The 14245-nt window shown below is 63.4% G+C and carries 14 protein-coding genes; 1 reads left to right on the top strand and 13 read right to left on the bottom strand.

Going from position 1 to position 14245, the window contains the following annotated elements:
• Window positions 1-47: 47 nt before the first annotated feature.
• Window positions 48-1637 carry an ABC transporter substrate-binding protein gene (locus tag ACPPVR_RS20175; RefSeq protein ID WP_426615883.1) on the bottom strand — a complete coding sequence of 530 codons (1590 nt, stop codon included), beginning with the start codon at window positions 1635-1637 and terminating at the stop codon, window positions 48-50.
• 238 nt (window positions 1638-1875) lie between these two features.
• Between ACPPVR_RS20175 and ACPPVR_RS20170 the strand changes: the two genes are divergently transcribed.
• Window positions 1876-2787, top strand: coding sequence for a hypothetical protein (locus ACPPVR_RS20170; RefSeq protein WP_426615882.1), 912 nt, complete (start codon window positions 1876-1878; stop codon window positions 2785-2787).
• A 53-nt stretch (window positions 2788-2840) separates the two neighbouring features.
• Here ACPPVR_RS20170 and mtnK read toward each other — a convergent pair whose 3' ends face one another.
• From mtnK to nuoI, 12 genes are read right to left on the bottom strand one after another with little or no spacing between them, the layout of a single operon-like run.
• On the bottom strand, window positions 2841-4130 hold the full coding sequence (gene mtnK, locus ACPPVR_RS20165) for an S-methyl-5-thioribose kinase (RefSeq protein WP_426615881.1): 1290 nt from the start codon (window positions 4128-4130) through the stop codon (window positions 2841-2843).
• A gap of 33 nt (window positions 4131-4163) precedes the next feature.
• Window positions 4164-4511 (bottom strand): hypothetical protein, encoded by a 348-nt coding sequence (locus tag ACPPVR_RS20160; RefSeq protein WP_426615880.1) that lies wholly within the window; start codon window positions 4509-4511, stop codon window positions 4164-4166.
• Between the two features lie 48 nt (window positions 4512-4559).
• Window positions 4560-4835 (bottom strand): DUF1467 family protein, encoded by a 276-nt coding sequence (locus ACPPVR_RS20155; protein WP_426615879.1) that lies wholly within the window; start codon window positions 4833-4835, stop codon window positions 4560-4562.
• A gap of 10 nt (window positions 4836-4845) precedes the next feature.
• Window positions 4846-5250, bottom strand: a complete 405-nt coding sequence (mce, locus tag ACPPVR_RS20150) for a methylmalonyl-CoA epimerase (RefSeq protein ID WP_426615878.1) — start codon at window positions 5248-5250, stop codon at window positions 4846-4848.
• An 11-nt stretch (window positions 5251-5261) separates the two neighbouring features.
• Entirely contained in the window at window positions 5262-6932 is a 1671-nt protein-coding gene (locus ACPPVR_RS20145) for a ribonuclease J (protein WP_426615877.1), read from the bottom strand.
• Window positions 6932-7738 (bottom strand): biotin--[acetyl-CoA-carboxylase] ligase, encoded by an 807-nt coding sequence (locus ACPPVR_RS20140; protein WP_426615876.1) that lies wholly within the window; start codon window positions 7736-7738, stop codon window positions 6932-6934. Before ACPPVR_RS20140 ends, ACPPVR_RS20145 begins: the two co-directional genes overlap by 1 nt.
• Before the next feature lies 1 nt (window position 7739).
• Window positions 7740-9176: an NADH-quinone oxidoreductase subunit NuoN gene (gene nuoN / locus ACPPVR_RS20135; protein ID WP_426615875.1), complete on the bottom strand. Its 1437-nt coding sequence runs from the start codon at window positions 9174-9176 to the stop codon at window positions 7740-7742.
• 22 nt (window positions 9177-9198) lie between these two features.
• Entirely contained in the window at window positions 9199-10707 is a 1509-nt protein-coding gene (locus tag ACPPVR_RS20130; RefSeq protein ID WP_426615874.1) for an NADH-quinone oxidoreductase subunit M, read from the bottom strand.
• Window positions 10708-12786, bottom strand: a complete 2079-nt coding sequence (nuoL, locus tag ACPPVR_RS20125) for an NADH-quinone oxidoreductase subunit L (RefSeq protein ID WP_426615873.1) — start codon at window positions 12784-12786, stop codon at window positions 10708-10710.
• An 8-nt stretch (window positions 12787-12794) separates the two neighbouring features.
• Window positions 12795-13103: an NADH-quinone oxidoreductase subunit NuoK gene (nuoK, locus tag ACPPVR_RS20120; protein WP_426615872.1), complete on the bottom strand. Its 309-nt coding sequence runs from the start codon at window positions 13101-13103 to the stop codon at window positions 12795-12797.
• Window positions 13100-13738: an NADH-quinone oxidoreductase subunit J gene (locus ACPPVR_RS20115; protein ID WP_426615871.1), complete on the bottom strand. Its 639-nt coding sequence runs from the start codon at window positions 13736-13738 to the stop codon at window positions 13100-13102. Before ACPPVR_RS20115 ends, nuoK begins: the two co-directional genes overlap by 4 nt.
• A gap of 9 nt (window positions 13739-13747) precedes the next feature.
• Window positions 13748-14236, bottom strand: a complete 489-nt coding sequence (nuoI, locus tag ACPPVR_RS20110; protein WP_026232873.1) for an NADH-quinone oxidoreductase subunit NuoI — start codon at window positions 14234-14236, stop codon at window positions 13748-13750.
• Window positions 14237-14245 lie beyond the last annotated feature (9 nt).

The raw sequence follows: 14245 nt of genomic DNA, 5'->3' as shown, positions 1-14245 counted from the left end.
TTCCTCTCTCCCTCCATCTGACGTCGCGATGGAGGGAGGGGCGCGTGTCACTTCGCGGGCGAGGTCGCGTCGACCCAGAGGTCTTCGACGTTCTGGTGGGTCAGCTCGGTGGCGTTCAGCTGAATCCCCTTGAGCCACGGCTGCACGGCCATAACCGCCTTGTTGTAGTTGAAGAACCAGACCGGCGCCTCGTCATAGAGCAGCGCATTGGCTTTTTGCAGCAGCTGGCCGCGCTTTGCGGAATCGTCGGTCTGCCCGGCCTCATCGATCAACTTGTCGAACTCGGCGTTCTTGAAATTCATGTAGTTGCAGGCCGATTGCGGCGTCGACGAGTGGAAGCATTTCAGCGCCGCCTGCGGATCCGGGCCGGTCTGCTGGGAATAGACGAAGGCCTGGTAGTCGCCGCTGCGAACCACCTCCGACAGCACCGCGGTCTCGACCTGCTTGACCTTCGCCTTGATGCCCACCCTGTCCAGCATCGGGATCACGGCCGTGACGATCGGCAGGCCCCAGCTTTCATTCTGGCTGGTGGTCCATTCGAATTCGAAGCCGTTGGGATAGCCGGCCTCCGTGAGCAGCTGCCTGGCCTTGGCGGGATCGAAGGCGTAGGGCTTCATGGTCTTGTCGTAGGCGGGAGAGGTCAGCGGCAGCCAGCTGGTGGCGCGGTAGGCCTTGCCCTTGACCAGCTTGTTGATGATCAAATCGGTATCGATCGCATAGTTGATCGCCTGCCGGACGCGCTTGTCGGCGAACGGCTTGAAGGCGGGATTCATCCCCATGTAACGCGTGAAGACCTCGGCGACTTCGACGATGGTGCCCTTGAGATCGGGGTCGGCCTGGTAGGCGACATACTGCGCAGGCCCCAGCACCGAGGTGTCGATCTCCTTATTGCGGAAGGCGACATCGCGCGCCGCGGCCTCGGCCATGATCGACACGATCATCTTGTCGGCGTAGGGCTTGCCGGGCTTGTAGAACCGGTCCCAGCGTTCCAGGACAATGCGCGACCCCGGCACGTGCTCGACGAATTTGAATGGCCCAAGGCCGATCGGCTTCTGGATGAAGCTGTCCTTGGCGGCCTCGTCGGCGGGATAGATCGAGGTCAGCGCGGTGAAGAGGTAGAATCCCGGATCGACCTTCTCGGTCAACTTCATCTCAAGGGTGAAGTCGTCGATCTTCTTCAGGCCGGAGATCTCCTTGGCCTGGCCCTTCTCGACTGCGGCCGCGCCCTCGATCACGCGGACATAGCGCGCGCCGGGATAGGCCTTGGCGCCGTCCATGATGCGGTTGTAGGTCCAGATGATGTCGTCGGCGGTCATCTTGCGGCCATTGTGGAAATAGGCATCGTCACGCAGCTTGAAGGTGTAGACGAGACCGCCACCGGAGACGATGGCCTCCTTGGCGAGCTCCGGAACCGGCTTTCCTTCCGCGGAATCCCAGATGTAGAGCGACCGGTGCAGACCTTTGGCGAAGATCTCGTCCTGGGCACGCTGTGTCGTATGAATATCCAGGCTGGTGAAACTCGAGCCATAGGGCGCCGTCATGCGGATGGTTCCCCCCCTGCGCGGTGTCTGGGCCTCCGCCGGGGCGGCGAGCGCCAGTGCCAAGCCCGCGACGATCGCCATCATCCTGAACATCATGTGTCCTCCGAGAGTGCAGGAGCCTTCCGATCAGCGAGTTGACCATTCGCAGGCTGTCGAGCGCAAGCTCCTCGTTTGACGATTGTCGGGCGCGGTGCTGGTCCCGGAGGGCTGAAAATCGATTGAGGACACAACGTTCTACGAACGGTGAACATTTTGGACGATCGATGCGACCAAGCTTGGGATCCTGAGCCCAGAGATCCGCAGAGATGAGAATCCGAAGATGAAGAGCCGAACCTTGGGTTTCTTGCTCGTCGGCAGCTTGGTCGTCGCGACGGCCGTGTTGGCGAGCCCGGTCCCGGCACGCTTGACCACGGAGACCTCGACAAACAACATCCAGTCAAGCTGGAGTCGTACGTCGGGGCCAGACTTCGTTGACCAGACGTGGTGGGCAGTCAGGAACCGTTGCGCCGCGGATAATGTCGCCGAGCGCCTGCTCTGCGCTGCCCTCTCGGTCGCGGCCCAGGCCGTAAGCACAGGCTTCGAGGCGAAGGTCTCCGACGACACCGGTCTGCCGCTGCCCGCGGGCTGGGCCATCACGACGGCGAAGAATTCACCGTTCATCACATCGGTCTATGTCGAGACGCCGCTCGATCTTGCCGCTGTGCTCGGCTTCTATCGTGTAGCCCTCGCCAAGCGCGGCTGGGCGGAGAATGACGGTGCGGTCGTCGCGCCGGACCGGGCCCTGATCGCGTTCACGACGACCGATGGACCGGCGCTGCTTCGGCTCTCCCGTCATGACGACAAGACCATCGCCGAAGTTTCGCTGCGCAAGCCCGCGGTCGCGAAGGCCGGCCTCCTACCGAAGCCGGGGCAGGCAAAGCTGATGCTCGGCAACAAGACTGACGAAGATGCGATCATCACCATCAACGAGCGGACCATCACATTGGCGGCCGAGGCCGGAGGCAAATTGGCCAACTCTGACACCGCCGCAGGCGAATTGCCCGACAGCCAGAAGCTTGATTTGCCGCCGGGCAAGTACAAGGTCACGCTCCAGGTGGCGAGCGGTGGCGCCCAGAACCGCGAGTTCGAGGTCGCGGCCAACGAGACCTGGGGTCTGCTGGTCGGCGCTTGCGATGCGCCTTTATTGAGGTGCCCTCACCTCGTCTTTGCGAGCGCAGCGAAGCAATCCAGAGTCTTTCCGCCGTGACAGTCTGGATTGCTTTGCTGCGCTCGCAATGACGGAGCGCTCTCGCGACATCCTCAGTTTGAAAATTCCGGCATCCAGTCCCGCAATCCTCGTGCGGCGCCGGTAACGTCAGCGATCGTCTGAAACGTCGTCGTCTCCACCAGCATCGCACGAGCGAGCCGCACGGCGCGGGCTTCGCTGATCGCGCGCCTGCGCGGGTCCTCGATCAGCTCGAAGTCGATGTTGTGGGCGAGGCCGAAGATGCGGCGATTGATTTTTGCTCCGGCAAAGCCGACGGCATCACCGAACAGCCGCTGTATGTAGGCCTGCCGCTCGGCCTCCAGCCGCGCGGCACCCTTCTCGCCGGCGAATAGCGTGGCCGGATACGCATCGCCTTTTGCATCAGTCCGCCACAAATCAAGGAACTTTTGCGCGAATTCGCTCCAGACCTGCTCGACGGTCTCCAGCACCCAGCCCTCGAACGCGCGCCGCTCCCCGGGCGAGCGCTCGTGTCCGGCGGAGGCAAAATAGGCCATCAGCAAATTGGCGAGCACCGCGCCGACGTCAAACCCCATCGGGCCGTAGAAGGCGAATTCGGGATCGATCACGCGCGTCTGGCCCTCCGTCACCATGATCGAACCGGTGTGCAAATCGCCATGAAGCAGCGCCTCCGGGCTTGCCATGAATTTGAGCTTCAGCCGGGACACGGCGACGTGCAGTTCCATATCCGCACGCAGGCTTGCGGCGAATGTGTTGAGGTACGGCACAGTCCAGTGGTTCTGCACAGCCACGCGGTAGGGATCGGTGAAGATCAAATCCTCGGTGATCTTGCACAGCGCATGGTTGCCGGCGAAGGCGGCGATGCCCTCCTTCTTCTCGGCTGCGGAAAGCGCGAGGTCGGAGGTGAAGAACAGCGTCCGCGCCATGAAATTGGTGACGTCACTGACGAAGCGCGGATAATGCGTGCCCGCGACCAGGCCCTTGCGCATGATGATGTGTGGCTCGAGCAGCTCCATCACCGTCAGCGCCAACGGCTCGTTGTGATGCAGCAGCGCCGGCACCAGGCCGGGCGCGAGATGGGCCTGCCGGGACAGAGCGAGATATTCGTAATGCGCCCGCGACAGCGGCAGCGGCCAGCTCTCGCCGACGAGACGGACGTAGGGCAGCGCCTGCTTCACGGCGACGCCGCCGCCTGCGCCCTTGACGATGAAGACGAGATTGAGATTGCCGTCGCCGACCTCGGTGATCACCCAGGAAGCCGGCGCGCCGCCGAGAACCGCCGCGAGGTTCGGAACGCCTGCGAGATAGTCCCGCAAGGCCGCCTCATGCAGAATCCGATAGTCCCCCGCCCGGCTCCCGGTCATGACGATCCCATCCCATCTGTATGGGCCGGATCGTTACTCCCGCTCCAGGAAGCTTGAGCCGATCTCGGCCTTTCTTTTGATCGGATCGTAATCACAATAGACGCTGTCCGCCACCAGCGTGTAGCTGGCAATGACGGTGTATTTGTCGGTTTTGACCGAGTTCAGCCCGATCACCGAGGTGCTCTTGCCGCCGTTCCATTTGAACGGCGTCGAGCTCGGCGCCCGCTCGCAGGCCGCCACGGCCTCGTTGAAGACATAGCCCTCGACGAACGCTTTCAGCGTCCGCACCTGCACAGCCATCTTCCACTCGACATAGCCGATGGCGCCAAGACCCGCGACGATCAGCACCAGAAGCGCAATGACGATCCTCTGAAAAGTCATTCGTCCCCCCTCAAACAACACGCAACCAGGAAAATTCAGCCAGCAAACCTAGAACGGCATTCCCATCATTTTCGACAGGCGTTCGACCGAGAGATAGCCGGCGTGATAGGCCGCAAGACCGAGCCCGAAGATGACCGCCGAGATGATCGTGGTCCAGATCAGCTTGCGCCGCATGCCGGTCAGGACCGGTGCGCCGGGATCGGTGCCGGGCGCGCCGACGCCGTCCTCGTGCTGGCTGCGCACGCCGAAGGGCAGCGTCAGAAACAGCGAGATCCACCAGATGACGAAGTAGATCGCGAGACCGGTTGAGATTTGGTAGGCCATGGGTGCGGCCTTACGCCTGCTCGATTTCGACGAGTGCGCCCGAAAAATCCTTCGGGTGCAGGAACAGCACCGGCTTGCCGTGGGCGCCGATCTTCGGCACACCGTCGCCGAGCACCCGCGCACCCTCCTTCACCAGAGTGTCGCGCGAGACGATGATGTCGACGACCTCGTAGCAGACGTGGTGGATGCCGCCGTCGGCATTGCGCTCCAGGAACTTTGCGATCGGCGAGGTCTCGCCGAGTGGCTCGATGAACTCGATCTTGGTGTTGGGGAGCGTCGCGAACACGGTGGTGACGCCATGCTCGGGCAACGCGACGGCTTCCGAAATCTGCGCCCCGAACGCCGCGCCGTAGATCCTGGCAGCCTTGATGGCGTCCTTTGTGGCGATCGCCACATGGTTGAGCCGGCCGAGCATGTTCGTCTCCCTTAAACTGTCAGGACATGTACCAGACAGGGGGGCTTTTTACCCCAATGTTCGTTGATCACGGCACGGACAGCGCGTCGCACCGACTCGCCCAAAGCATCCGCATCGCGGCGGCGCGCCTTCGGCAGGCCCTCGATGGTGGACACCACGGCATCGAAAACGATGTCGTCGAAGGGTTCGCCCGCCCGGTTCTTCTCGGGGATGCCGACGAGATCGACCTCGGGATCGTCGGCGAGCTCGCCCTGCTCGGTCATGGCGATAGCCACGAAGGCGCAGCCCGAAAACGCCATCCGGCGCCGCTCGGACACCGCGCGAGACTTGGAATCCTCCAAAATCGTCCCGTCCTTGTAGAGACGACCCGCGGGCACCTGGCCGATGATGCCGGGATCGCCCGGGCCGAGCTTGACGAGATCACCATTGCGGACGACCAGCACACGCGGCACGCCGGCGGCGCGCGCGAGCTTGGCGTGCTCGTGCAGATGCAGCGCCTCGCCGTGGACGGGGATCAGAAGCTGTGGCCTGACCCAGGCGATCATGTCGCGCAACTCGTCGCGGCGCGGATGGCCGGAGACGTGGACCAGATGGTCGCGATCGGTAATGACCTCGACGCCCTGGAGCACCAGATTGTTGATGATCGAGCCGACCGCCTTCTCGTTGCCGGGAATGGTGCGCGAGGAGAAGATGACGCAGTCGCCGCGGTTGAGCGTGATCTCGGGATGGTCGTCATTGGCAATGCGCGCCAGCGCCGCGCGGGCCTCGCCCTGGCTGCCGGTGCAGAGTGCCAGCACCTTGTCCTGCGGCAGATGGCCATAGACGTCGATCGAGCGGAAGTTTTGCACGCCGTCGAGATAGCCGGTCTCGCGCGCCACCTGCGACACGCGCTCCATGGCCCGTCCGACCACGACGATTTCGCGATCGGCGGCCTTGGCCGCATCCGCCACCGCCTTGATGCGCGCGACGTTGGAGGCGAAGGTGGTCACGGCAACCCTGCCCTTGGCGGCCTTGACCAGCCCGGCGATGGTCCTGGCGACCTCGGCTTCGGACGGCGAACGGCCGTCGCGCACGGCGTTGGTGGAATCGCCGATCAGGGCGATCACGCCCTCATCGCCCAATTCGCGCAGCCGCTTCTCGTCCGTCGGGCGGCCGATGATCGGGGTCGGATCGATCTTCCAGTCGCCGGTGTGCAGCACGGTGCCGACCTCGGTGTGGATCGCCAGCGCGTGCGACTCGGGAATCGAATGCGCGACCGGAATGAACTCGACGTTGAACGGGCCGATGTCGACGCGGCCGCCCGATGGCACCACTGTCACCGGGATTTTCGGCGCATTGCGCTCGGCCGCGCATTTGGCCTCGAACAGCGCGGCGCTGAACTGCGTCGCATAGATCGGGCATTTCAGCTTCGGCCAGAGGTCGATGATGGCGCCGAAATGGTCCTCATGGGCGTGGGTCAGCACCAGCCCCATCAGGTTCTTGCGTTCCTTCTCCAGGAAGCTGATGTCGGGCATGATCAGGTCGATGCCCGGCAGATGCTCCTCGTCGCCGAAGGAGACGCCGAGGTCGATCGCGAGCCAGGCGCGCTGCTGGCGGTTGCCGAGCCCGTAGATCGACAGGTTCATGCCGATCTCACCCACGCCGCCGAGCGGCGCAAATACCAGTTCGTCAGGCTTCGCCATCACGCAGCTCCCACGGAGGCGGCCGAGCCGAAGAACACCTCGCCGGCCGCCACCGGCAGGCGTCGGCCATCAGCGGTGCGGACGATCAGGCAACCGGTGTCGTCGATCGTGTCAAAAATGCCTTCCAGCGTTATCGCCCCCGTGTTGATCGCGACCTTTTCGCCGAGACCGGCGGCGCGTTCCAGCCACAGCTTCCGGATTTCGGCGAAGCCGCGGCCATTGTCCCAGATACCGCGGAATTCCACCCAGGAGTCCGTCAGTGCGGAAAACAGTTCCTCGGCGCTGATCTGGACGCCGAGCGCAGCGAGCGATACGGCCGGCGTCGGCGTACCCTCCGGAGCCGCCACGATGTTGGTGCCGATGCCAACGACGATGGCAAGGCGGTCGCCGACGGCTTCGGCCTCCAGCCCAATGCCGACCAGCTTCTTGCCGTTGGCGAGGACGTCGTTCGGCCATTTCAGGGCGTAGCGGGGCCTGTCAGGACCAAGCCGCAGCGCGGCCTCCAGGCTGACCTTCTCGAGAGCAGCGTCCTCGGCGAGCCCCGCCGCAAAACCGATCGTGGCGGCAACCGCAGGAGCGACGTCCACGACCTCAAGAACGCTGGCAGCCAGATTGCCCCGCGGCGAGATCCAGGCGCGCTGGCGCCGGCCGCGGCCGGCGGTCTGCTCGGAGGTCACGAACCAGATCGGGCCGCGTTCGCCGGCGCGCGCGCTTTCGATCGCATCGGTGTTGGTCGAGCCGGTCCGCTCAGAAGCTGCGAGCTTGTAGCCCGCCGAAATTGCGCGAGGACCGAGCGCGAACCCCATCCTAGAACAGCGACTTGGCGGCGGCGGAGGCGACGCTCACCACCGGGCCCGCGAACAGCGCAAACAGGATGTTGAACAGGCCAAAAACCGCCAGCACCGTCTTCACCTCGACGCGCACCGGATCGACCTGGCCGGCCGGCTCGTCGAAATACATCGTCTTGACGATGGTGAGATAGTAGTAGGCGCCCACGACGCTGGAGAGCACGCCGATGACGGCGAGCGTGAACAGGTTCGCCTTGATGGCGGCGACGAAGACGTACCATTTGGCGAAGAAGCCGGCGAGCGGCGGAATGCCGGCGAGCGAGAACAGCAGCATCGCGAACATGAAGGCGAGCAGCGGGTTGGTGCGCGACAGGCCTGCGAAATCGCTGATCTTCTCCACCGTCTGGCCGTTGCGCTTCATGGCGAGGATGACCGAGAACGAGCCGAGCGTCATCGCGACATAGATCACGATGTACATCAGCACGCCCTGTGCGCCCTCGACCGTGCCGGCGGCGAGACCGACGAGCGCAAAGCCCATATGGCCGATCGAGGAATAGGCCATCAGTCGCTTGATGTTGCTCTGGCCGATCGCGGCAAAGGAGCCGAGCACCATCGAGGCGATCGCCACGAACACCAGGATCTGCTGCCACTGCGAGACGATGCCCGGAAATGCGGTCAGCGTGACGCGGGTGAAGACGGCGAGCGCGGCGACCTTCGGTGCCGAGGCGAAGAATGCCGTCACCGGCGTCGGCGCGCCCTCGTAGACGTCAGGCGTCCACATGTGGAACGGGACGGCCGAGACCTTGAAGCAGAGGCCGGCGAGCAGGAAGACCAAGCCGAACACCAGGCCAACATTCGCGGTCGTCGCGGCAGTTGCGATTCCCGCAAAGCTGACCGTGCCGGTGAAGCCATAGATCAGCGAGGCGCCATAGAGCAGCATGCCCGAGGACAGCGCGCCCAGCACGAAATACTTCAGGCCGGCTTCTGTCGACTTGGCGTTGTCGCGGTTCGAGGCCGCCACGACGTAGAGCGCGAGCGACATCAGCTCGAGGCCGAGATAGAGCGAGATCAAGTCGCCGGCCGAGATCAGCACCATCATGCCGAGCGTCGAGAGCAGCACCAGGATCGAATACTCGAAGAGGCGGCGCGACGGATCGGACAGGAACTCCGTCGACAGCACCAGCGTCACCGCCGAGCCGATCAGGGCCAGGATCTTCATGAAGCGCGCAAAATCGTCGACGATGAAGCTGCCGCCGAAGGTGACCTGCTTGCCAGCGGGCAGCAGATATTCGAGCACGCCGACCACGATCAGGAGCAGGACCGCGAGCGTCGTGACCGTTTTCGTGGTCTCCTGCCCGCGATAGGCGCCGAGCATCAGAAGCGCCATGGCGCCGACCGCGAGCACGAGCTCGGGCAGCACCGGCGCCAGTTGATAACCTGCAGTCGAAAAGCTCATGGCGATATCCTGACCTGCCCGCTCACTGGAGCAGTGCGGCGGCCTTCACGGCCGTCACAGCGGTGTTGTAATTGTTGACGAGTTGCTGGACCGAGGCAGCCGACATGTCGAGCACGGGCTTCGGATAGATGCCGAACAGGATCGTCAGTGCGATCAGCGGGAACAGCGTCAGGCACTCCCGGAAGGTGAGATCCTTCATGCTCGCCAGCGACGGCTTGACCAGCGCCCCGAACACGACCTTGCGGTAGAGCCACAGCGCATAGCAGGCCGACAGGATCACGCCGAAGGTGGCGAAGAACGCGGTCGGAACCGAGGTCTTGAAGGTGCCGAGCAGCGTCATGAACTCGCCAACGAAGCCGGAGGTGCCGGGCAGACCGACATTGGCCATGGTGAAGATCATGAAGGTCAACGCGTAGAGCGGCATCCGGTTGACGAGGCCGCCATAGGCCGCGATCTCGCGGGTGTGCATGCGGTCGTAGACCACGCCGACGCAGAGGAACAGCGCGCCGGAGACGATGCCGTGCGAGATCATCTGGAACACACCGCCGGCGACGCCCTGCATAGTGCCTGCGAAGATGCCCATGGTGACGAAGCCCATATGCGCGACGGAGGAGTACGCGATCAGCTTCTTCATGTCCTCCTGCATCAAGGCCACCAGCGAGGTGTAGATGATGGCGATGGCGGAGAGCGTGAAGATCAGCGGCGCGAAATCATGCGAGGCCAGCGGGAACATCGGCAGCGAGAAGCGCAGGAAGCCGTAGCCGCCCATCTTCAACAGGATCGCGGCCAGGACCACCGAGCCCGCGGTCGGCGCCTCGACGTGCGCGTCGGGGAGCCAGGTGTGCACCGGCCACATCGGCATCTTCACCGCGAAGGAGGCAAAGAAGGCGAGCCACGCCCAGGTCTGCAACGACCGCGGCACGGCGGTGTGCATCAGGGTCGGGATGTCCGTGGTGCCGCCGTTCCAGTACAGCGCCATGATGGCGAGCAGCATCAGGACCGAGCCGAGCAGCGTGTAGAGGAAGAACTTGAAGGACGCGTAGACCCGGCGCGGACCGCCCCAGACACCGATGATCAGGAACATCGGGATCAGGCCGCCTTCGAAGAACAGGTAGAACAGCACGAGATCGAGCGCCGAGAAGGTGCCGATCATCAGCGTTTCCAGGATCAGGAACGCCATCATGTATTCGCGGACGCGGTTGGTGATCGCCTTCCAGCTCGCGATGATGCAGAACGGCATGATAGCGGTGGTCAGGATCACCAGCGGCAGCGAGATGCCGTCGACGCCCATGTGGTAGGTGATGCCGGTCGCGAGCCAGTTCGCCTTCTCGACGAACTGGAAGTCGGGGTTGGACGGATCGAAGCGCAGCACCAGTAGCACCGACACCGCGAAGGTGATCAGCGTCGCCCACAGCGCGATCCAGCGCGAGTTGCGCCGGGCTGCCTCGTCATCGCCGCGGCTGAGATAAACGATCAGCGCGCCGACCAGCGGCAGGAAGGTGGTGACGGATAGGATTGGCCAGGTCGTCATTTACTGGCCTCCAAAGCCGAACATGAACCAGGTGATCAGGCCGGCGGCGCCGATCAGCATGGCAAACGCGTAGTGATAGAGATAGCCGGTCTGGATCTTCACGACGTTGCGGGTGATGTCCAGCACGCGGGCCGAGATGCCATCGGGGCCGAATCCGTCGATGATGAAGCCGTCGCCCTTCTTCCAGAGCTGGTAGCCGATCCACTTCGCAGGACGGACGAAGATGAAGTCATAAAGCTCGTCGAAGTACCATTTGTTGAGCAGGAATTTGTACAGCATCGGCTGCGTGTTCGCGAGCTCGACCGGGAGATACGGCTTGCGGATGTAGAAAGTGTAAGAGACCAGGAAGCCGCCGACCATCATCACGAAGGGCAGCCAGCCCAACAGATGCGGCATGTGCTCCATGTCCTCGAGGATGTGAGGATTCATCTTCACGGACTCGCGGAAAAACTCCTCCACACCATGCGGACTGGTGAAATATTCCTTGAAGGGGAAACCGGCCGCCAAAGAGCCGACGGCGAGAACGCCGATCGGGACCAGCATCCAGATCGGGGCCTCATGCGCCGCCTCATAGTGTTCCTGATCGTGGGGCTCACCGAAGAACGTCTTGAGGATCAAGCGCCACGAATAGAACGACGTGAGACCCGCTGCCGCGATCGTCAGCAGATAGGCATATGTAGAAAATGGATTATGCGAGGCATAGGCAGCCTCGATGATCGCGTCCTTGGAGAAGTAGCCTGCAAAAAGCGGAAAACCGGTCAGCGCCAGCGTGCCGACGCACATCACCGCGAACGTATAGGGGATCTTGCGCCAGAGGCCGCCCATGTTGCGGATGTCCTGCTCGTGGTGCATCGCGTAGATCACCGAGCCGGAGCCCAAGAACAGCAGCGCCTTGAAGAAGGCGTGCGTGAACAGATGGAACATGCCGACCGAATAGGCCCCCGCCCCCATCGCCACGAACATGTAGCCGAGCTGCGAACAGGTCGAGTAGGCGACGATGCGCTTGATGTCGTTCTGGACGAGGCCGATGGTCGCGGCGAAGAACGCCGTGGTCGCGCCAAAGAACATCACGACGGCCTGCGCGTTCGGCGCAAGCTCGAACAGCGGCGACAGGCGCGCCACCATGAACACGCCGGCGGTCACCATGGTCGCGGCGTGGATCAGCGCCGACACCGGCGTCGGGCCTTCCATCGCGTCCGGCAACCAGGTGTGCAGCAGGAACTGCGCTGACTTGCCCATCGCGCCCATGAACAGCAGCAGGCAGGTCAGGGTCAACGCGTCGGCGTGCCAGCCGAGGAAGTCGATGGTCTTGCCGGTGAGCCCGGGAGCTGCATGGAAGATGGTCTCGAAATCGGTCGAGTTCGTCAGCAGGAAGATCGCGAAGATGCCGAGCGCGAAACCGAAATCGCCGACGCGGTTGACCACGAAGGCCTTGATGGCGGCCGCATTCGCCGACGGCTTCTGGTACCAGAAGCCGATCAGGAGGTAGCTGGCGAGACCCACGCCTTCCCAACCGAAGAACAGCTGCACGAGGTTGTCCGCCGTCACCAGCATCAGCATGGCGAAGGTGAACAGCGAGAGATAGCCGAAGAAGCGCGGCCGGTACGGATCCTCGTCCATGTAGCCGATGGAATAGAGGTGCACGAGCGAGGACACGGTCGTGACCACCACCAGCATCACGGCGGTGAGCGTGTCGACCCGAAGCGTCCAGTAGACTTGCAAGTCGCCGGAGAAGATCCAGGGCAGAAGCTGGATCGGAGCGGCGTCGTGGTGCATGAAGCCGACATCGACCAGCGTCATCCAGGACAGCGCGGCCGCCACAAACAGCAGCGCCGTGGTGACCAACTCGGCGCCGCGCGAACCAGCAGCCGCCGGCTCGGCTGGCCCGTGATCGTCGTGCGCGTGATCGTCATGGCCATGATCATCGTGAGCCGCCGCCGCGTGGGCGGCGCCGTGACCATGATCATCGTGATGTTCGACCGTGTCGCCCGAGGGGTTACGGGCATGCGCGCCAAAGAGCGCGATCAGGCCGGCCAGAATGGCGCCCAGCAGCGGCAGGAAAACGATTGCCTGAACCATGACTGCGCTCAGCCCTTCATCAAATTGACGTCCGCAACCGCGATCGAGCCGCGGTTGCGGAAATAGACCACCAGGATGGCGAGACCGATCGCGGCTTCGGCGGCCGCAACGGTCAAGACCAGCAGCGCGAAGACCTGGCCGACGATGTCGCCGAGGAAGGTCGAGAATGCCACCAGATTGATGTTGACCGAGAGCAGGATCAGCTCGATCGACATCAGGATGACGATGATGTTCTTGCGGTTCAGGAAGATGCCGAGGATCCCGAGCGTGAACAGGATCGCGCCGACCGCCAGGTAATGTCCGAGCCCGATCGTCATTTCACCCACTCCGCCGCATCGGCGTCCGAAAGCCCCTGCCCCGGCGTCACCTTGCGCATCGCCATCGCCATCTCAGGCGTACGCGCGTTCTGAACGTTGATGTCCTGCCGCTTGACGCTCGCCTTGTGGCGCAAGGTCAGCACGATGGCGCCGATCATGGCGACCAGGAGCACCATGCCCGAGAGCTGGAAGTAGTGGATGTACTTCGTATAGAGCACGAGCCCGAGCGCCTCGGTATTGGAGACATTGGTCGGGATCGCCGCCGTGATCGTCTTGCTGACGGTGGGATTGATGACCCAGAAGCCGACGGTGAGCAGCAGCTCGAACAGGAAGATGCCGCCTATCACCAGACCGACCGGCAGGTACTCAATGAAGCCCTCGCGCAGCTCGAGGAAGTCGACGTCGAGCATCATGATCACGAACAGGAACAGCACCGCGACCGCGCCGACATAGACAACGATCAGGATCATCGCCAGGAATTCGGCGCCCATCAGCACGAACAGGCCGGAGGCGTTGACGAAGGCCAGGATCAGGTACAGCACGGAGTGCACGGGATTGCGCGAGACAATCACCATCACCGCCGAGGCGACGCAGACGCCGGCGAAGAGATAGAAGAACAGCGCGGGAAGGATCATGCTCTCATCTCACCGGTACGGCGCGTCGAGCTCGATCGCTTTTGCGATCTCGCGTTCCCAGCGGTCGCCATTGGCGAGCAGCTTGGCCTTGTCATAGAACAGTTCCTCGCGGGTCTCGGTCGCGAACTCGAAATTCGGACCTTCGACGATGGCGTCGACCGGGCAAGCCTCCTGGCAGAGGCCGCAATAGATGCACTTCACCATGTCGATGTCGTAGCGCACGGTGCGGCGGGTGCCGTCGTTGCGGCGCGGACCGGCCTCGATGGTGATAGCCTGCGCCGGGCAGACAGCTTCGCACAGCTTGCAAGCGATGCAGCGTTCTTCGCCGTTCGGATAGCGGCGCAGCGCGTGCTCGCCGCGGAAGCGCGGCGAGATCGGGCCCTTCTCGAAGGGATAGTTCAGCGTCGGCTTCGGCTGGAAGAAATAGCGCATGGCGAGGAAGAACGCCGAGACGAATTCCGACAGCAGAAGCGAGCGTGCAGTGGCGTTGATGTTGATACCCATGAC

The sequence above is a fragment of the Bradyrhizobium sp. McL0616 genome (assembly GCF_049993385.1).
In the GTDB taxonomy this organism is placed as follows: domain Bacteria; phylum Pseudomonadota; class Alphaproteobacteria; order Rhizobiales; family Xanthobacteraceae; genus Bradyrhizobium.
The sequence above is the reverse complement of the archived record's forward strand: the minus strand, read 5'-3'. Positions and strand labels throughout refer to the sequence as shown.